Here is a 17,761-nt window from a genome sequence, read left to right as displayed (position 1 = left end):
TATCTCGTATTGTGAAAAAAGCGAACGCGCTTCGAGGCGCGTTTCCAATCGAGCGCGGCGTACTTCCTATGCCTTTCGGCCGTTGGTATTGCACCGGCAAACAGCGGATAATCAGGGACGTTTCCCCGCAAGGAGGGCTCATGCGAGTCGGATTGTTCGTCACGTGCCTGATTGACCTGATGCGTCCCGAGATCGGTTTTTCGGTCATCAAGCTGATCGAAGGCGCCGGTTTCGAGGTCGTGGTGCCGCCCGCGCAAACCTGTTGCGGGCAACCTGCGTATAACTCGGGAGACCGCCGCCTCGCGCGCGACCTTGCCGAGAAAACGCTGCGCGAGTTCGAACAGTTCGACTATGTGGTGGTGCCGTCGGGCTCGTGCGGCGGCATGATCCGCGCGCACTACGGCGACCTGTTCCGCGACGATCCCGAACTGATGAACCGTTTCGGCCGCCTGCGCGGCAAGGTGTTCGAACTCACGGATTTCCTCGTCAACGTAGCGAAGGTGCAGTTGCAACCGGGCGAGTTCGCGGGACAGGTGACTTATCACGACTCGTGTTCGGGCTTGCGCGAACTGGGCGTCAAGGAACAGCCGCGCGAACTGCTCGCGCAGGTCGGCGTCTCGGTCACCGAGATGAAAGGCTGCGAGCATTGCTGCGGCTTCGGCGGCACTTTCGCGGTCAAATACGGCAATATCTCGACCGCGATCGTCGACGAAAAGTGCGCGAACATCGCCGCGAGCGGCGCCGGTGCGGTGGTGCTCGGCGACCTCGGCTGCATGTTGAATATCGAAGGGCGGCTGCGCCGCAACGGCGACTCGACGACGCGCGTGCTGCATATCGCGCAGGTGCTGGCCGGCGACGTGTAATCCCCGCGCGGCGAACACCGCCATTGTTCGCGTCACGCTTATCTTGTCTGTCACGCATTGCGTCGGGCGCGAATGCGCCGCGCGTTTCACTCCGACCTCATCAGGACCGCCATGCAAGTCCAATCGATGCAGTTCAAGGCTCGCGCCGGTCAGAAACTCGCCGACCAGCGCCTGCAGCAGAACCTGACCAAGCTGTCCACGAAGTTCGTGTCGGCGCGCGCGAGCGCGATGACCGCGATCGATTTCCCCGCGACGCGGGCCGCGCTCAAGGAGCGCCGTGATCGCGCGCTCGAAAATCTCGACGTGTGGCTCGAAACCTTCGAGCGCGAGGCGACCCGGCGCGGCGTGACTGTGCTGTTCGCGGAGACCACGCAAGAGGCCGCGCGGCTCGTCGGCGACATTGCGCGCAAGCACGACGTGAAGAAGGTGATCAAGACCAAGTCGATGGTCACCGAGGAAATGCGCCTGAACGAAGTGCTCGGGCAGATGGGCGTGCAGTCGATCGAAACCGACCTTGGCGAATACATCCTGCAGATCAACGATAACGAGCCGCCAAGTCACATCATCGCGCCGGTCGTTCACAAGGATAAGGACGAGATCGCCGATCTGTTCGCGAAAACGCACGGCCGGCCGCGGCTCACCGAGATTGCCGACATGACGCGCGAGGCGCGCGAGATGCTGCGGCCGCATTTTCTGAGCGCGGACATGGGCGTGACGGGCGGCAATTTCATCATCGCGGAAACGGGCTCGGTCGCGGTCGTGACCAACGAGGGCAACGAAGGCATGTGCACGGTGATGCCGCGCGTGCATGTCGCTGTCACCGGCATCGAGAAGGTGCTGCCGACGCTCGAGGATCTCGCGACTGCTATGCGCCTGCTGCCGCGTTCGGCAACCGGCCAGGCCACCTCGAACTATTTTTCGATGCTGACCGGGCCGCGTGGCGCGGGCGATCAGGATGGGCCCGAGCATATGTACGTGGTGCTCGTCGACGGTGGCCGCACGGGGCTGATCGGCGGCGACTTCCAGGAGATGCTTCGCTGCATCCGCTGCGGCGCGTGCATGAACCATTGCCCGGTGTATCAGAAGGTCGGCGGGCACGCGTATGGCTGGGTCTATCCGGGGCCGATGGGGTCCGTGCTGACGCCGAGCTATGTCGGTATCGACAAGGCGCTCGATCTGCCGCAAGCGGCGACGTTATGCGGCGAATGCAATAGCGTGTGCCCGGTCGGTATCCCGCTGTCCGATCTGTTGCGCAAGCTGCGCGAAAAGCAGATGGAGCGACACCTACGTCCGTGGAAGGAGCGCGCCGGCTTGGCGCTGTGGGGCTGGCTCGCGCTGCATCCCGATGCCTATGCGCTCTTTACCAAACTCGCCGTGCGCGTGCTGGAGCGCATGGGTGGGCGCAATCGGTCGATCGCCAAACTGCCGCTCGGCGGCGCGGGCTGGACCGATACGCGCGACATGCCGGCGCCGGTGGGTCGTACGTTCCGCGAGTTGTATGCCGCGCAGCGCAGCCATATTGGCTGAGCGGGCGGCATTGGGATTGGTTTGACGGCTGCGCGCTCGCGCAGCCGTCGAGATGGGCGAAGAAGCCGGCGGGATACTTCAGCGAGCCGGCGGGATACTTCAGTGCCGCTCCGTCTTCAATGTTCGGTCATCTGCCCCGGCTGACGCGCGGGCGCATTTCTCCCCGAATCGTTGCCTCGTCCGCCGCCGTTGCCGGCTTGCGGCTGGCCCGGCGGCGAGCCGCCCGCGCCGGGGTGCGGGCCGCCATTGGCGCCACCAGGGCCGTGCGGACCGCCCGCTGCGCCCTGCGGCGGCGGGCCGCCGTGCGGTTGTCCACGACCGCCGCCGTCGTTGCCATGACCGTTGCCGTGATCGCCATGGTGCCAGTCGTTGTTGCTCGGGTGACCGCGATCCGGATAGCCGCGATAGCCGGAGCCCGGCGCCGGGCCGTAGTAGCGTCCCGGACCGTAATCGCCGTAGCCGAGGTACACATTGGTTTGCGGCACGACCGCGGCGCCCGGCGCGTATGCGGAGTCGTCATAACCGTTGTAGCCGCTATAGGCGCCGTAGCCGTTGCCGTACATCGGCGTGCCGTCCGGATAGACCGCGCAGCCGCCGAGCAGCGCGGCGACCACCAGGCCAGTGAGAGGTGCAACGCGTTTCATTTTGTGGGACCGATGCAAGTGCAAAGAAATGTAGGGGTAAGAATAAGACCATGATTATCGCCGTCCGTCGCGGCGGCTTTGTATGCGTTTGTAAGCTTTACGTTTGTGTGCCAGCGATGCGCCATTCGTTCCCGAAACAGGCATCAATTGACTGTTTCGTGTCGAGCAACGATCTATCTTGCGCGGGCGGGTTTTTCCCGATTGTGAATTCCTATAGCATTTAATTAGGGCATAGCGCGTCTAAGCTCATACGCCCCTAATTGAAAAACCATCATGAAAAACACAATATCGGTGTACTGGCCCCTAGTCATCGTTGTACCGCTCGCGGTGCTCGCCTTTCTGCATGTCAACGGCCAAACCGGTTCGCGCGCTTCGCAGATGCCGCTCGACGCCAACCATCTGACCGCCGAACTCGCACGCGCGGTGTCGTACGGCATGATCGACACGGCGTCGGCATTGCCGGCCAAGCCGATGCGTGCCGCCACGGCGACGCCGCTCGCCGAGGCATCGTAAGCCGTCGCGGCGGACCGCGACGGTCCGAAGCCGCTGACCTTGCCTGGCTGCGCCCCGCTCGGCGCGAATCTGTCGAGATTTGTATAATCGCGGCGCAGTCCGCTGACTGTCTGACGACCTCACGCGCGGCGCCTCGAGCGTCGAAAAATCCCTGATGAAAACTGTGTCGATCTGTTTCGTTTGCCTCGGGAATATCTGCCGTTCACCGACGGCGGAGGGCGTGATGCGTCATCTGGTCGACGAGGCGAAGCTTGCGGACTGCATCGTGATCGATTCGGCCGGCACCGGCGATTGGCACATCGGCGCGGCGCCCGACGAACGCGCGCAACACGCGGCGCGCCAGCGCGGCTATGCGCTCGACGCGCTGCGCGGCCGCCAGATCACGGTCGCGGACTTCGAGCGCTTCGATCTGCTGATTGCCATGGACGACCGAAACGTCGCCGCGTTGCGTCAACTGTGCCCGCCCGCACAGCGCGACAAGATCCGTCTGCTGATGGAGTTCGTGCCTGAGTCGGATGGCCGCTGGAGCGGCGCGCGAGAGGTTGTCGATCCGTATTTCGGCGGCGCGGAAGGCTTCGAGTTGGTGCTCGATCAGTGCGAAGCAGCCTGCCGCGGGCTGATCGCCGCGCTGCGCCCGCAGTTGCTCGCGTAGGCATCGGGCGAAGAATGCAGACGCACCACACGGGTGGGCAAACGCCGCCTCTGCCGCGTGCGCCGCGCGCATACGGGTGCGGCGTCGAAGTATGGTGATCAATTAAGCGAATGACACAAAATTTACCGCCCATACTTGACTAAATCGCTCATGTATTTATACTTGACCAAACTTGTCGAGAATTGCGGTTCCCACATCATATGAGACTCACCACGAAAGGCCGTTTCGCCGTCACGGCGATGATCGACCTGGCGCTGCGCCAGGAGCAGGGCCCGGTGACGCTTGCGGGTATCAGCCAGCGCCAACACATCTCCCTGTCGTATCTCGAGCAGCTGTTTGGCAAGCTGCGCCGTCATGAAATCGTCGAGTCCGTGCGCGGACCGGGCGGTGGCTACAATCTCGCGCGCCGTGCCGAAGAGGTGACGGTGGCCGACATCATCATCGCGGTCGACGAACCGCTCGACGCCACCCAGTGCGGCGGTAAGGGCACGTGCGAAGGCACCAAGCAGCACGACGGCCACTGCATGACGCATGAGCTGTGGTCGACGCTGAACCAGAAAATGGTCGAATACCTCGATTCGGTTTCGCTGAAGGATCTGGTCGATCAGCAGCGTTCGCGCGAAGGCACGCCTGCCGTGCTGCGCGACAGGCGCAACGACGCTCCGGCGGTCGAACCCGTCCGCGTGGCGCCCAAGGGTCCCAATTCCGTTTTCAACATGGCCGGTTCGTGAAGCGCGGCACGCAATAGAAAACCCTCGCCGCAGCCCCATATCGAACCCAGAAGCCAGAGCACATGACGTCCCCGGAGCAATTGATGAACAACGACTCTCTCCATCTGCCCATCTACATGGACTACAGCGCCACGACGCCGATCGATCCGCGTGTGGTGGACAAGATGATCCCGTATCTGCGCGAGCAGTTCGGCAATCCAGCGTCGCGTAGTCACGCTTATGGCTGGACCGCCGAGCGCGCAGTCGAGGAAGCGCGCGAGCAGGTCGCCGCGCTCGTGAACGCCGATCCACGCGAAATCATCTGGACCTCGGGTGCGACGGAGTCGGACAACCTCGCTCTGAAAGGTGCCGCGCACTTCTACAAGAGCAAGGGCAAGCACATCATCACGGTGAAGACCGAGCACAAGGCGGTGCTGGACACCACCCGCGAGCTAGAGCGCGAAGGCTTCGAAGTCACCTATCTGGATGTCAAGGACGACGGTCTGATCGACCTCGACGCGTTCAAGGCGGCGCTGCGCCCGGACACGATTCTGGTGTCGGTGATGTCGGTCAACAACGAGATCGGCGTCATCCAGGACATCGAGGCGATTGGCGAGATCACGCGTGAGAAGGGCATCATTTTCCACGTCGACGCGGCGCAGGCCACCGGTAAGATCCAGATCGATCTGCAGAAGCTGAAGGTCGACCTGATGTCGTTCTCGGCGCACAAGACCTACGGCCCGAAAGGCATCGGCGCGCTTTACGTGCGTCGCAAGCCGCGTATCCGTATCGAGGCGCAGATGCACGGCGGCGGTCACGAGCGCGGCATGCGTTCGGGCACGCTCGCCACGCACCAGATCGTCGGCATGGGTGAAGCGTTTCGTATCGCGCGTGAAGAGATGGCGACCGAAAACGAGCGTATCCGCATGCTGCGTGACCGGCTGCTGAAAGGCCTGTCGCAAATCGAGGAAGTGTATGTGAACGGCGACATGGAAAAGCGTGTGCCGCACAACCTGAACATCAGCTTCAATTTCGTCGAAGGCGAATCGCTGATCATGGCGGTGAAGGACGTCGCGGTGTCGTCGGGCTCGGCGTGCACGTCGGCGTCGCTGGAGCCGTCGTACGTGCTGCGAGCGCTTGGCCGCAACGACGAACTCGCGCACAGCTCGATCCGCTTCACGGTGGGACGGTTCACGACCGAGCAGGAAATCGACTACGTGATCAACCTGCTGAAGTCGAAGATTTCCAAGCTGCGCGATCTGTCGCCGCTGTGGGAAATGCACAAGGACGGGATCGATCTGTCGACCATCCAGTGGGCCGCGCACTGACGCGCCGGCTGGACGAACCGGACATCGAACGTTCATCGCATTGCAGGTTGAAACGAATCAAGGAGTGTAATCATGGCTTATAGCGACAAGGTCCTCGACCACTACGAAAACCCGCGCAACGTCGGTTCCTTCGCGAAAGACGACGACACGGTCGGTACCGGCATGGTCGGCGCGCCGGCCTGCGGCGACGTGATGAAGCTGCAGATCCGCGTCGGCGCGGATGGCATCATCGAAGACGCGAAGTTCAAGACCTACGGCTGCGGCTCGGCGATCGCATCGAGCTCGCTCGTCACCGAATGGGTGAAGGGCAAGACGCTCGACCAGGCGATGTCGATCAAGAACACGCAGATCGCCGAAGAACTGGCACTGCCGCCGGTGAAGATCCATTGCTCGATCCTCGCGGAAGACGCGATCAAGGCAGCCGTCGCCGACTACAAGCAGCGCCACGGCGAAGCAGCGGTTGCCGAAGACGGCAAGGCCGCCTGAGCAACAGGGTAAGAAAGAAGCAACCGGTGAGCGCGGCGCGAACACGCGCGCCGCGCACTCTGGCAACTGAGAAACGTTATGGCAATTACGTTGACCGAAAAGGCAGCACAGCACGTCCAGAAGTATCTGATCCGCCGCGGTAAAGGCATCGGGTTGCGCGTCGGCGTGCGCACCACCGGTTGCTCGGGCCTCGCCTACAAGCTCGAGTACGTGGACGAACTCGCGCCGGAAGATCAGGTGTTCGAGACGGGCGGCGTGAAGGTCATCGTCGACCCGAAGAGTCTCGCGTATATCGACGGGACGGAGCTCGACTTCGCGCGCGAAGGGCTGAACGAAGGCTTCAAGTTCAACAACCCGAACGTGAAAGACGAATGCGGCTGCGGCGAGTCGTTCCGCGTCTAGATTCGTTACCTTCCGCGTTCGGCGGATAAAAGGCGGCGCGGGCCGCCTTTTTAGTTTGATCCGCGCTCCACTGAACCGGTCACGCCTGACAAGGCCCAACGTCTCCACACCAGTTTTCATCAACGAACTTTAATCCGATGGTCTCGCTGAACGACAGCCACTTCGATCTGTTCGGTCTGCCGGCGCAATTCGCGCTCGACGCGAGCACGCTCGATCACGCGTACCGCACCGTGCAGGCGCAGGTGCATCCGGATCGCTTCGCGGCGGCCGGCGATGCGCAAAAGCGTATCGCGATGCAGTGGGCGACGCGCGCGAACGAGGCCTATCAGACGCTGCGCGATCCGCTCAAGCGTGCGACCTACCTGCTGTCGTTGCGCGGCATCAACGTCGGCGCGGAGAACAACACGGCGATGGAGCCCGCGTTCCTGATGCAGCAGATGGAGTGGCGCGAGAACATCGAGGACGCGGCCGCGGCGAAGAACGTCGACGCGCTCGACGCGCTGCTCATCGAGTTGCGCGACGAGGAGCGTCGGCGCTTCGACAAGCTCGGCGCATCGCTCGATAGCGGCGCGAATCAGGCGGCGGGCGAGGCGGTGCGGCAGCTGATGTTCATCGAGCGCGTCGCGTCGGAAATCGATGCCCAGATCGAGCGGCTCGAAGGCTAGCGCGGTTTCGTGCGGCGCGCGCAAAAGCGCGGCGCGGGCAAGCAGCAACAGTAGGCAGCGACGTAGTAAGCGACAAACAAAAAATCAGAGCGGCCGCGAGCCGCGGCATCACCCCCAGCAACGCGAACATTCAGGACGGGGCACGACGTCCCCGAGAAAATCCAGATGGCCTTACTGCAAATCTCCGAACCCGGCATGGCGCCGGCGCCTCACCAGCGGCGTCTGGCGGTCGGTATCGATCTTGGCACCACCAACTCCCTCGTCGCCGCCGTGCGCAGCGGCCTGCCCGATGTGATGCCCGACGAAGACGGGCACGTGCTGCTGCCGTCGGTGGTGCGTTACCTGGAGCAGGGCGGCCGTCGCATCGGCCGCCGGGCGAAGGCCGAGGCTGCGAGCGACCCGCGCAATACGATCGTGTCGGTCAAGCGCTTCATGGGTCGCGGCAAGGCTGAGGTGGAGGGCGCCGAAAACGCGCCGTACGACTTCGTCGATGCACCCGGCATGGTGCAGATCCGCACCGTCGACGGCGTGAAGAGCCCGGTCGAGGTATCGGCTGAAATTCTCGCGACGCTGCGCCAGCGCGCCGAAGACACGCTCGGCGACGAGCTCGTCGGCGCGGTAATCACGGTGCCCGCTTACTTCGACGAAGCGCAGCGCCAGGCGACCAAAGACGCCGCGCGCCTCGCGGGGCTGAACGTGCTGCGTCTGCTCAACGAACCGACCGCTGCGGCGATCGCCTACGGTCTCGACAACGGCGCCGAAGGTTTGTACGCGATCTACGACCTCGGCGGCGGCACCTTCGACCTGTCGATCCTGAAGCTCACCAAGGGCGTGTTCGAAGTGCTCGCGGCGGGCGGCGATTCCGCGCTCGGCGGCGACGACTTCGACCACACGCTGTACCGCCATGTGCTCGAACAGGCCGGCATCACGTCGCAGACGCTCGCGCCGCACGACGTGCGCCTGCTGCTCGATAGTGTGCGCGAGGCCAAGGAGGCGCTGTCGAGCGCGTCGCAAACTACCCTCAAGCTCACGCTTTCCAACGGCACCGCGCTCGATCTGACGATCGACGAAGCCACCTTCGAGACCATCACGGCCGCGCTGGTGCAACGCACGCTGGGCCCGACGAAAAAGGCGCTGCGCGACGCGAAGGTCACCACGAAGGAAATCAAGGGCGTCGTGCTGGTCGGCGGCGCGACGCGCATGCCGGTGATCCGCCGCGCGGTCGAGGCGTTCTTCGGCCAGCTGCCGCTCGTCAACCTCGATCCGGATCAGGTCGTCGCACTCGGCGCCGCGATCCAGGCCGATCTGCTGGCCGGCAACCGCGGGGCGGAAGGCGACGAGTGGCTATTGCTCGACGTGATTCCGCTGTCGCTCGGCGTCGAGACGATGGGTGGCCTCACCGAAAAGATCATTCCGCGCAACTCGACGATTCCAGTCGCGCGCGCCCAGGATTTCACGACCTTCAAGGACGGCCAGACCGCGATGGCGATTCACGTCGTCCAGGGCGAGCGCGAGCTCGTCAGCGATTGCCGTTCGCTCGCGCGCTTCGAGCTGCGCGGCATTCCGCCGATGGCCGCCGGCGCCGCGCGCATTCGCGTGACCTATCAGGTCGACGCTGACGGCCTGCTGTCGGTGTTTGCGCGCGAGCTGGCGTCGGGCGTGGAGGCATCGGTCGTCGTGAAGCCTTCGTATGGCCTGGCCGACGACGACATCGCGCGCATGCTCGAAGACAGCTTTTCGACCGCTGAAATCGACATGCGCGCGCGCGCTCTGCGCGAGGCGCAGGTCGAAGCGCAGCGTCTCGTCGAAGCGACCGACGCGGCGCTCGCCGCCGACGCCGAGCTGCTCGACGACAGCGAACGCGCCGAACTCGACGCGCTGCTCGCCGCGCTGCGCAACGTCGCGCCAGGCGACGACGTCGGCACGATCGAAGCCGCGACGAAGGCGCTCGCCGAAGGCACCGACGAATTCGCCGCGCGCCGCATGAACAAGGGAATTCGCCGCGCGCTGGCGGGACGCAAGCTCGACGAGATCTGAACGGGCGAACGTGGCGAAGGCCGCGCACGCGCTATGCGCGTTGCGTGAGCGAACCGGCAACGCGCGCTCCACCCACGGACGAATTGCGAACATCCCACGAACCACCGGAGCGCGCCGCGTGGGCTTAAAAAGTCCGCGCGACGCCAGTAAAATGACACGGAGCCTGCACGCGGCAATATGCTGGCAGCCGCCGTGCCTCAGACCCAAACGGAAACTGTATGCCTCAAATCGTTGTGCTGCCTCACGTCGAACTGTGCCCGGAAGGCGCGGTGATCGACGCCGTTCCCGGCAAGAGCATCTGCGACAACCTGCTCGATAACGGTATCGAAATCGAGCATGCGTGCGAGAAGTCGTGCGCGTGCACGACCTGTCACGTGATCGTGCGTGAGGGTTTCGCCGCCTTGACGCCGTCCGAGGAAGACGAGGACGATCTGTTGGACAAGGCATGGGGGCTCGAACCCGCTTCGCGCCTGTCGTGTCAGGCGATCGTGCCGGACGAGCAGGATCTGGTCGTCGAAATACCGCGTTACTCGATCAATCACGCGAAGGAAAATCACTAACAGGAGGGCGCCGCCATGAAGTGGACCGATACTCAAGACATCGCGATGGCTCTGACGGACAAGCATCAGGACGTCGATCCGCAGCAGGTGCGTTTCACCGACCTGCATCGCTGGGTGACCGAGCTCGAAGGCTTCGACGACGATCCGAACCGCTCGAACGAAAAGATTCTCGAAGCGATTCAGGCGGCGTGGATCGAAGACGCGGATTACTGAGCGCGTGTTCGAACGGGTGCATTGAACTCCAAAGAAAAGGCGATTCCAATGGAATCGCCTTTTTCATTGCTGCGTCGAAGAAACCTGGAGCGCTGACCTCAGTCGGCGAGGAGGCGGCCGTTCTGGACGCGCACGCGCTCGCCGTCGCGGAACGGCGGCGCCTCTTGATAGGTGAAGTAGCGCATCTTGCCGTCTTCCATGCGCACGCGCACCGAATACGACGTCGTGCTGCGCAGATGTTTTTCGACCGAGTTGCCGGCGAACCCGCCGCCGAGCGCGCCAAGGAGCGTCATCGCGGTACGCCCGCCGCCGGCACCGAACTGGTTACCGACGACGCCACCGGCCACCGCGCCGCCGACCGCGCCAATACCGGTGCCATGTCCTTCATGGCGAAGCGCCGAGATCGCGACGACGGTGCCGCAAGTCGCGCAATAAGCGGCTTGCGGAGCCGGCTGCTGCGCATGCTGCGGCGCCGCTTGCGGCTCGGGTGGTTGTGTGTATTGCGACTGGGGTGCGGCCTGCGCCTGCTGCTGCGCGTACTGCTGTTGCTGCGCCGAAGCAGGAGCCGGGGCAGGGGCGGATGGCGCCGCTTGCTGAGCCTGAACCTGCTGCTGTTGCGCGGATGGATTGACCGGCGCGGCCGAATCCACGACGCCCGGCGGTTGCGTGCTGACCTGCGCGGCCTGCGTCTGATCGTTCTGTGCGCCGTTGCCCGACGCCTTTGGGAACACGCCGGTGATCGCCGCGGTAGCGACGAGACTCGCGACGAGCACCGCGCCGGCGGCCACCGCGATCAACGGATGAAGGCGACGTGGCTGCGTGGGTTGATGAGTAGGGGTGTCCATGTAGGTCCTCCGTTTCTGGCAGAGCCGACTTCTGATGAGACTGAGTGTCGGGCAATTCGATCTGGGCAGCGTTTCTATTTGTAACCGCTCAGGTGGCGCCCTCGGGCGTGGGTAGGCGCCCTTCACGCCGTGCGCTTTGGTGCAACAAGCTTCCAAGACCATCGAGTCCGCGGCGACTTGCGCGCGAACGAGCAGCTTTTACCGCTGGTTACAAACGATGAGAAGCAGAAAACGGTCCCGCAAAGCGAAAACGCGCGCATAAGAAAACGCCCGGCATCAACCGGGCGCTCTTCAAACCATCGCATTGCGCGCGAAGCACAACGAGCGCTCGCGCCGAGCGTCGCTCAGTCTTCGCGACGCAGATGCGGGAACAGAATCACGTCGCGGATGCTCGGGCTATCGGTCAGCATCATGACCAGACGATCGATGCCGATACCGCAGCCGCCCGCCGGCGGCATGCCGTACTCGAGCGCGCGGATGTAGTCGGCGTCGTAGAACATCGCTTCCTCGTCGCCGGCGTCTTTCTGGTCGACCTGCTTCCTGAAGCGCGCGGCCTGATCTTCCGGATCGTTCAGCTCCGAGAACCCGTTGGCGATTTCGCGGCCGGTGATGAACAGCTCGAAACGCTCGGTGATGCCTTCCACCTTGTCCGACGCACGCGCGAGCGGCGACACCTCGATCGGGTAGTCGATGATGTAGGTCGGCTCCCACAGTTGCGACTCGGCGGTCTCTTCGAACAGTGCAAGTTGCAGCGAGCCGACGCCCGCGTTGAGGAACTGCGGCTGCGACGCATCGACGCCGAACTTCTTCAGCTCGGCGCGCAGGAACGTGCCGTCGGCGAGCTGCTCGTTCGTGTATTGCGGCGCGTATTTCTGGATCGCCTGCGTGATCGTGAGCCGATGGAACGGCTTCGACAGGTCGAGCTCGCGGCCCTGATAAGTGATGGTGGCCGTGCCGAGCGCATCGATCGCCGCCTGGCGGATCAGCTGCTCGGTGAAGTCCATCAGCCACTTGTAATCGGTGTAGGCCGCGTAGAACTCGATCATCGTGAATTCCGGGTTGTGGCGCACGGACACGCCCTCGTTGCGGAAATTACGATTGATCTCGAACACGCGCTCGAAGCCGCCCACCACCAGCCGCTTCAGGTACAGCTCCGGCGCGATGCGCAGGAACATCTGCATGTCGAGCGCATTGTGGTGCGTCGAGAACGGCTTGGCCGCCGCCCCGCCCGGAATCGGGTGCAGCATCGGTGTTTCGACTTCCATGAAGTTCGCGTCGGCCATGTACTTGCGGATCGACGAAATCGCCTTCGTGCGCGCGACGAACGTGCGGCGCGTTTCCGGCGTGACGATCAGATCGACATAGCGCTGGCGGTACTTCATTTCCTGGTCGGCGAGACCGTGGAACTTGTCCGGCAGCGGACGCAGCGACTTCGACAGCAGACGCAGCTCCGTGCAGCGCACCGATAGCTCGCCCTTGTTGGTGCGGAACAGCACGCCGCGCGCGGCGACGATGTCACCCATGTCCCACTTCTTGAACGCGTCGTAGGTCTCCTGACCGACGTCTGCCGGCGTGATGAAGAACTGGATCTGACCCGAGCCGTCGCGCACGGTCGCGAAACTTGCCTTGCCCATCACGCGTTTCAGCATCATGCGGCCGGCGATCGCGACTTCGAGCGGATTCGCTTCGAGCGCTTCCTTGTCGGCGTGCTCGTACTGCGCCTGCAGATCTTCGGCGTGGTGCGTGGGACGGAAATCGTTCGGATAGGCGACGCCTTGCTCACGCAGTTCGCGCAGCTTTTCGCGGCGCTCGGCGATGATCTTGTTGTCGTCCGCTTCGGGCACGACAGTCGGCTGGGTCGGTTCAGTCATGATGATTTGGTATTCGGTGGCCCGCCGCGGAGTGCTCCGCTGGCGGGAAGCCAGTCAGTGTAAAACCTCAGGCGGTACGGGAAAAACGGCGAACAAATAGCGCGGAAGCAACGCAAAAGCAGCAACCAAGAAGGCGCGGTCCCGATCGGTGAACGGGGCCGCGCCGTGCGCGCCTAGACGCCCTGTTTCAGGCTCGCGCTGATGAACGGATCGAGGTCACCGTCGAGCACGCTCTTCGTGTTGCTGATTTCGACGTTGGTGCGCAGATCCTTGATGCGGCTGTTGTCGAGCACGTACGAACGGATCTGATGGCCCCAACCCACATCGGTCTTGCCGGCTTCCAGCTTGTCCTGCTCGGCCTGACGCTTGCGGATTTCCGCTTCATACAGGCGCGATTTCAGCATCGCCATTGCTTCGGCGCGGTTGCGGTGCTGCGAGCGGTCGTTCTGGCACTGCACGACGATGCCCGACGGCATGTGCGTGATACGCACCGCCGAGTCTGTCTTGTTGATGTGCTGACCGCCCGCTCCAGAAGCACGGTACGTGTCGATGCGCAGATCGGCCGGGTTGATGTCGACTTCGATCGAGTCGTCGATTTCCGGGTACACGAATACCGACGAGAACGACGTGTGACGACCGCCCGACGAGTCGAACGGTGACTTGCGCACGAGCCGGTGCACGCCGGTTTCGGTACGCAGGAAGCCGTACGCGTATTCGCCTTCGATCTTGATCGTCGCGTTCTTGATGCCGGCGACGTCGCCTTCGGTCTGCTCGAGCACTTCGGTCTTGAAGCCCTTGCGCTCGCAATAACGCAAATACTGGCGCAGCAGCATCGACGCCCAGTCGCATGCTTCGGTACCGCCGGCGCCGGCCTGGATGTCGAGAAAGGCGTTGTTGGGGTCGGCCGGGTTCGCGAACATCCGGCGGAATTCCATGTCGGCGACGCGTGCCTCGATAGCCTGGGCGTCACCCTCGCAGGCGAGCAGCGTGTCGTCGTCGGCTTCTTCGCGTGCCATCTCGAACAGGTCTTGCGCGTCGCGCGCGTCGTTCGTGATCGACGTGAGCTTGCCGACCGTGTCGTCGAGGAGCTTCTTTTCTTTACCGAGTGCCTGGGCGTGCTTCGAGTCGTTCCAGACGTCCGGGTCTTCGAGTTCCCGGTTGACTTCGATTAGACGCAGTGCTTTGTCGTCGTAGTCAAAGATACCCCCGTAGGTCGTCCGCGCGCTTGCGCAGGTCGGCCAGAGAGGCTTCGATCGCGTTGAGACGTTCCGCTTCCATGTCGATCTTCTATTCTGCGTAAAAAGCACAAATTATAGCCGATCGGCACGCCGCGCCGGAGCCTCGCGGGCGATCCAGCGCGTGTTCGCGATTGATTTTGCGGGAGATTTCAGCTCACCGCGTGCTCGACGATCAGTTGCACGCGCGACACGCCGTTCCATGTATCGCTTGCGAGCCGGTAGGCGACGGTCGTGCGCGCGGGTAGCGTGTCGGTGTGATTGAACCAGATCGCGTTGAAGCGCTGGCGGCCGCGCAGAAGTTGCAGCTTCAGGTGCTTGTCCTTCACTAACGCCTGCGAGGCGACCTCGAATTCGCCGGAGAACACCGGCGCCGGAAAACCCTGGCCCCAAACGGCCGCGTCGAGCATTTCGACGAATTGCGGCGTGAAGTACGCGTCTTCGAGCTCGCCGTCGGTTTCGATCGTGCGCGCGAGCGCCTGCGCGGACAGCCACTCGCGGCCGACCGCCTCGAACGCGGCGGTGAAGCGCGGCACGTCGGCGGCGGCGATCGTCAGGCCCGCGGCCATCGCGTGGCCGCCGAATTTGACGATCAGGTCCGGCTCGCGCTTCGAGATCAGATCGAGCGCGTCGCGCAGGTGGAAGCCCGCGATCGAGCGGCCCGAGCCCTTGACGAGCATGCCGGTATCGTCGGCCGGCGCGAACGTGAACGACGGGCGGTGGAACTTCTCTTTCAGCCGTCCCGCGACGATGCCGATCACGCCCTGATGCCAGCCCGGATTGAACAACGTGATCGTGGTCGCGCCGTCGGGATCGACCGTCGACAGGTCGTCCAGCGCCTGCTGCTGCATGCCGGCCTCGATTTCGCGGCGCTCGCGGTTCATCGTGTCGAGTTGCTGCGCGAGTTCCCAGGCGCGGCCGACGTCGTCGGTGGTCAGGCATTCGATGCCGAGCGACATGTCCGACAGCCGACCCGCCGCGTTCAGGCGCGGTCCCAGCGCGAAGCCGAGGTCGAAGCCGGAGGCGTTGCGCGCGTCGCGCGCAGCGGCCCGAAACAGCGCGGCGATGCCCGGCTGCATGCGGCCGCGGCGGATGCGCTGCAGACCTTGCGCCACCAGCACGCGGTTGTTGCCGTCGAGTTTGACGACATCGGCGACGGTGCCGAGTGCGACCAGATCGAGCAGGCCGTCGAGGCGCGGCTCGGGCAGCGCGTCGCCGAACGCCCCACGGCGGCGCAGTTCGGCGCGCAGCGCGAGCAGCACGTAGAACATCACGCCGACGCCGGCGAGGCACTTGCTCGGGAACGTACAGCCCGGCTGGTTCGGATTGACGATTGCACGCGCGACGGGCAGCTCGTCGCCGGGCAGGTGGTGGTCTGTGACGAGCACGTCGATGCCGAGCGCGTTGGCAGCCGCGACGCCGTCGACGCTCGCGATGCCGTTGTCGACGGTGATCAGCAGATCAGGCTTGCCGGCCGCGCTACGCGCCGCCAGCTCGACGATGTCCGGCGTGAGCCCGTAGCCGTGCTCCATGCGGTTCGGCACGAGGTAGTCGATGCGCGCGCCGAACATGCGCAGCCCGCGCACCGCGACCGCGCAGGCTGTCGCGCCGTCGCAGTCGTAGTCGGCGACGACCAGCATGCGGCGCTGCTGCTGGAGCGCGTCGGCGAGCAGCGCGGCGGCCGCGTTGCAGCCCTTCAGTTCGGCTGGCGGCACGAGCCGCGCGAGGCCGGTTTCGACGTCCTCGGGCAGGCACACGCCGCGCGATGCGTACAGGCGCGCGAGCACCGGATGCAGGCCGCAGCGGGTCAACACTTCGGCGTCGACGGGGGAGCAGGGGCGCGTAACGATTCGGGTCATGCGGAAGGGCCGTGGATCATTCGATGAAAAGCGAGGCCAGCACGCGCCGCCGCCAGAATTTGCGCAGATCGCCGCGCGTGACCGTCAGCGTCACCGAGCCGGTGTCGCCGCACAGCGTGAGGCCGAGCTCGGCGAGTTCGCCCGACTGCAGTGCCGCGAGCGCGGGCGCGAACCAGTCGGTCTGCAGCGCGGCGAATGCCTGATTCCAGCGCGCCCAGTCCTGTTCGATGTAGGGCGCGGAGAAGGGGTCGAGTTCGACGAGCGTTGCGCCGCTGCCGTTGTTGGTACCGCGCAGCGCCGCGGCCAGTTCGCGATACGACGCCGGCGGCGCGCCTGTCGCGACCCCCGCGCTGAGCGCGAGACCGCGCGTTGCGGCGGCATCGGACAGCACCTGCGCGAACGGACTGCGCACGTTCCGCGCGGCGCCTTGCGCGTGAAACCAGATCGAGTTGACAGGGGGCAGCCCGCGCGCCTCCCGCGCTTCGTTGACCGGATGCTCGAACCACGCCATCTGCACTTCGTTCTGCAGCTTCATCCACGCGCGAGAGCGTTCGCCGGAATGCGCTTCGTGCGGCAACCAGATCTCGATGTTGCGGCCGCTCGCGCGCAACGGCGACGCGCCCGCGAGCGAGCCGAAAGCGTCGCTCGACAGATACCAGCGGATTGGCTTGGGCGCCTCGATGCGCACGCCGAGTTCCTCGATCAGCGGACGCGCGAGCGCGAGCAGCGTGCTCGCTTCGTCGTCCGACAGATTGAGCGACGCCGGGTCGATCAGCACCAGGTGGTCGTGCGCAATGTGCACGTGTACCGGCTGCACGCAGGCCCACGTCGCGTTGCCGGGTTCGCCGCCGTCGGCGCGCAGCATGTAGGGCGCGAGCGGGGCTTCGTCGGCGGCGGCCGAGGCGCCGCCGGGCAGCGCGCCGAATTGTCGCGCGACCCAGCGCTCGTGCGGCAGCGTGCGCTGAAAATCCTCGCCGATCACGCGTTCGATCAGCGTCGCGCGCGCGATCAGCCTGTCGAGAGCGGGGCACTGGATGTCGTGAAGCGCGGTGGAGGCGTCGGCCGCGGCAGGCAGCGCGAAGGGCAGCAGAAGATGGAGGCGGTCGGCAGGCATGATGCTGCGCATTGTAGGGCAAACGGTGCGAGTATTTCGACGAAGCGCGGCCGGTTTGTTGATGGCGCGGCCGAGGCACGTCCTTTGCGCGAGCCGGCGGCATTGTGTGGCAAACTTCGCGCTTGATCGCCGGACCCGGCAGGGTGGCGCACCGCGGCGCCGCGCCTCTATGCGCCGGCAGAGTCGCACAGCGGCCGGGCGCGCGAGGAACGATCCGCGCCGCCGCGAGCCCAACGA

Annotated in this window: 18 protein-coding genes; 12 read left to right on the top strand and 6 right to left on the bottom strand. The window is 64.7% G+C overall.

Annotation, left to right across the window (positions count from 1 at the left end):
- Nucleotides 1-140 precede the first annotated feature (140 nt).
- Both HDG39_RS11435 and HDG39_RS11430 read left to right on the top strand, forming a co-directional pair.
- Nucleotides 141-863 carry a (Fe-S)-binding protein gene (locus tag HDG39_RS11435; RefSeq protein ID WP_184006004.1) on the top strand — a complete coding sequence of 241 codons (723 nt, stop codon included), beginning with the start codon at nt 141-143 and terminating at the stop codon, nt 861-863.
- A gap of 111 nt (nt 864-974) precedes the next feature.
- Nucleotides 975-2,390 carry a lactate utilization protein B gene (locus HDG39_RS11430; protein ID WP_184006002.1) on the top strand — a complete coding sequence of 472 codons (1,416 nt, stop codon included), beginning with the start codon at nt 975-977 and terminating at the stop codon, nt 2,388-2,390.
- Nucleotides 2,391-2,506: 116 nt separating this feature from the next.
- Here HDG39_RS11430 and HDG39_RS11425 read toward each other — a convergent pair whose 3' ends face one another.
- The gene (locus HDG39_RS11425) at nt 2,507-3,034 is read right to left on the bottom strand and encodes a hypothetical protein (RefSeq protein ID WP_184006000.1); all 528 of its coding nucleotides are present in this window, start codon (nt 3,032-3,034) and stop codon (nt 2,507-2,509) included.
- A 273-nt stretch (nt 3,035-3,307) separates the two neighbouring features.
- Here HDG39_RS11425 and HDG39_RS11420 point away from each other — a divergent pair, with 273 nt between their 5' ends.
- The 10 genes from HDG39_RS11420 to iscX all read left to right on the top strand — a co-directional run bounded on the left by HDG39_RS11420 (nt 3,308) and on the right by iscX (nt 10,600).
- Complete coding sequence (locus HDG39_RS11420) at nt 3,308-3,547, top strand: hypothetical protein (protein ID WP_184005998.1); 240 nt, start codon at nt 3,308-3,310, stop codon at nt 3,545-3,547.
- Nucleotides 3,548-3,701: 154 nt separating this feature from the next.
- On the top strand, nt 3,702-4,199 hold the full coding sequence (locus tag HDG39_RS11415; RefSeq protein WP_184005996.1) for a low molecular weight protein-tyrosine-phosphatase: 498 nt from the start codon (nt 3,702-3,704) through the stop codon (nt 4,197-4,199).
- 200 nt (nt 4,200-4,399) lie between these two features.
- The gene (iscR, locus tag HDG39_RS11410) at nt 4,400-4,930 is read left to right on the top strand and encodes a Fe-S cluster assembly transcriptional regulator IscR (RefSeq protein WP_018417524.1); all 531 of its coding nucleotides are present in this window, start codon (nt 4,400-4,402) and stop codon (nt 4,928-4,930) included.
- Between the two features lie 83 nt (nt 4,931-5,013).
- Nucleotides 5,014-6,237, top strand: coding sequence for an IscS subfamily cysteine desulfurase (locus HDG39_RS11405; protein ID WP_184005994.1), 1,224 nt, complete (start codon nt 5,014-5,016; stop codon nt 6,235-6,237).
- A 72-nt stretch (nt 6,238-6,309) separates the two neighbouring features.
- Entirely contained in the window at nt 6,310-6,723 is a 414-nt protein-coding gene (gene iscU, locus HDG39_RS11400) for a Fe-S cluster assembly scaffold IscU (RefSeq protein ID WP_013089817.1), read from the top strand.
- A 78-nt stretch (nt 6,724-6,801) separates the two neighbouring features.
- Nucleotides 6,802-7,125 carry an iron-sulfur cluster assembly protein IscA gene (iscA, locus tag HDG39_RS11395; protein ID WP_018417526.1) on the top strand — a complete coding sequence of 108 codons (324 nt, stop codon included), beginning with the start codon at nt 6,802-6,804 and terminating at the stop codon, nt 7,123-7,125.
- 137 nt (nt 7,126-7,262) lie between these two features.
- The gene (gene hscB, locus HDG39_RS11390; RefSeq protein ID WP_018417527.1) at nt 7,263-7,790 is read left to right on the top strand and encodes a Fe-S protein assembly co-chaperone HscB; all 528 of its coding nucleotides are present in this window, start codon (nt 7,263-7,265) and stop codon (nt 7,788-7,790) included.
- Between the two features lie 165 nt (nt 7,791-7,955).
- Nucleotides 7,956-9,827 (top strand): Fe-S protein assembly chaperone HscA, encoded by a 1,872-nt coding sequence (hscA, locus tag HDG39_RS11385; protein ID WP_184005992.1) that lies wholly within the window; start codon nt 7,956-7,958, stop codon nt 9,825-9,827.
- 218 nt (nt 9,828-10,045) lie between these two features.
- Nucleotides 10,046-10,387, top strand: coding sequence for an ISC system 2Fe-2S type ferredoxin (gene fdx, locus HDG39_RS11380; protein ID WP_062129615.1), 342 nt, complete (start codon nt 10,046-10,048; stop codon nt 10,385-10,387).
- A 15-nt stretch (nt 10,388-10,402) separates the two neighbouring features.
- Nucleotides 10,403-10,600 (top strand): Fe-S cluster assembly protein IscX, encoded by a 198-nt coding sequence (gene iscX, locus HDG39_RS11375; RefSeq protein WP_013588918.1) that lies wholly within the window; start codon nt 10,403-10,405, stop codon nt 10,598-10,600.
- A gap of 98 nt (nt 10,601-10,698) precedes the next feature.
- Here the strand turns inward: iscX and HDG39_RS11370 are convergent, their stop codons facing one another.
- From HDG39_RS11370 to HDG39_RS11350, 5 genes are all read right to left on the bottom strand, one after another.
- Nucleotides 10,699-11,445 carry a glycine zipper 2TM domain-containing protein gene (locus HDG39_RS11370; protein WP_184005990.1) on the bottom strand — a complete coding sequence of 249 codons (747 nt, stop codon included), beginning with the start codon at nt 11,443-11,445 and terminating at the stop codon, nt 10,699-10,701.
- A gap of 344 nt (nt 11,446-11,789) precedes the next feature.
- Nucleotides 11,790-13,316 (bottom strand): lysine--tRNA ligase, encoded by a 1,527-nt coding sequence (gene lysS, locus HDG39_RS11365; RefSeq protein WP_018417531.1) that lies wholly within the window; start codon nt 13,314-13,316, stop codon nt 11,790-11,792.
- A gap of 173 nt (nt 13,317-13,489) precedes the next feature.
- Nucleotides 13,490-14,594 (bottom strand): peptide chain release factor 2 gene (gene prfB, locus HDG39_RS11360; protein WP_184005988.1). Its coding sequence is split into 2 segments (ribosomal slippage): nt 13,490-14,512 and nt 14,514-14,594, totalling 1,104 coding nucleotides; the frame shifts between segments, so codons are not numbered across the junction.
- A 109-nt stretch (nt 14,595-14,703) separates the two neighbouring features.
- A complete protein-coding gene (gene recJ / locus HDG39_RS11355) occupies nt 14,704-16,410 on the bottom strand; it encodes a single-stranded-DNA-specific exonuclease RecJ (protein ID WP_184005986.1) in 1,707 nt (568 codons plus the stop codon).
- 16 nt (nt 16,411-16,426) lie between these two features.
- Entirely contained in the window at nt 16,427-17,536 is a 1,110-nt protein-coding gene (locus HDG39_RS11350) for a regulator (RefSeq protein WP_184005984.1), read from the bottom strand.
- Nucleotides 17,537-17,761: the final 225 nt, after the last annotated feature.

The sequence above is a fragment of the Paraburkholderia lebeckiae genome (assembly GCF_014201005.1).
Lineage (GTDB): Bacteria > Pseudomonadota > Gammaproteobacteria > Burkholderiales > Burkholderiaceae > Paraburkholderia > Paraburkholderia tuberum.
The sequence above is the reverse complement of the archived record's forward strand: the minus strand, read 5'-3'. Positions and strand labels throughout refer to the sequence as shown.

Bases quoted from the DNA above. Each gene is read 5' to 3' on its own strand.
- HDG39_RS11435 (WP_184006004.1), top strand. From the start codon at position 141: ATGCGAGTCGGATTGTTCGTCACGTGCCTGATTGACCTGATGCGTCCC.
- HDG39_RS11430 (WP_184006002.1), top strand. From the start codon at position 975: ATGCAAGTCCAATCGATGCAGTTCAAGGCTCGCGCCGGTCAGAAACTC.
- HDG39_RS11425 (WP_184006000.1), bottom strand. From the start codon at position 3,034: ATGAAACGCGTTGCACCTCTCACTGGCCTGGTGGTCGCCGCGCTGCTC.
- HDG39_RS11420 (WP_184005998.1), top strand. From the start codon at position 3,308: ATGAAAAACACAATATCGGTGTACTGGCCCCTAGTCATCGTTGTACCG.
- HDG39_RS11415 (WP_184005996.1), top strand. From the start codon at position 3,702: ATGAAAACTGTGTCGATCTGTTTCGTTTGCCTCGGGAATATCTGCCGT.
- iscR (WP_018417524.1), top strand. From the start codon at position 4,400: ATGAGACTCACCACGAAAGGCCGTTTCGCCGTCACGGCGATGATCGAC.
- HDG39_RS11405 (WP_184005994.1), top strand. From the start codon at position 5,014: ATGAACAACGACTCTCTCCATCTGCCCATCTACATGGACTACAGCGCC.
- iscU (WP_013089817.1), top strand. From the start codon at position 6,310: ATGGCTTATAGCGACAAGGTCCTCGACCACTACGAAAACCCGCGCAAC.
- iscA (WP_018417526.1), top strand. From the start codon at position 6,802: ATGGCAATTACGTTGACCGAAAAGGCAGCACAGCACGTCCAGAAGTAT.
- hscB (WP_018417527.1), top strand. From the start codon at position 7,263: ATGGTCTCGCTGAACGACAGCCACTTCGATCTGTTCGGTCTGCCGGCG.
- hscA (WP_184005992.1), top strand. From the start codon at position 7,956: ATGGCCTTACTGCAAATCTCCGAACCCGGCATGGCGCCGGCGCCTCAC.
- fdx (WP_062129615.1), top strand. From the start codon at position 10,046: ATGCCTCAAATCGTTGTGCTGCCTCACGTCGAACTGTGCCCGGAAGGC.
- iscX (WP_013588918.1), top strand. From the start codon at position 10,403: ATGAAGTGGACCGATACTCAAGACATCGCGATGGCTCTGACGGACAAG.
- HDG39_RS11370 (WP_184005990.1), bottom strand. From the start codon at position 11,445: ATGGACACCCCTACTCATCAACCCACGCAGCCACGTCGCCTTCATCCG.
- lysS (WP_018417531.1), bottom strand. From the start codon at position 13,316: ATGACTGAACCGACCCAGCCGACTGTCGTGCCCGAAGCGGACGACAAC.
- recJ (WP_184005986.1), bottom strand. From the start codon at position 16,410: ATGACCCGAATCGTTACGCGCCCCTGCTCCCCCGTCGACGCCGAAGTG.
- HDG39_RS11350 (WP_184005984.1), bottom strand. From the start codon at position 17,536: ATGCGCAGCATCATGCCTGCCGACCGCCTCCATCTTCTGCTGCCCTTC.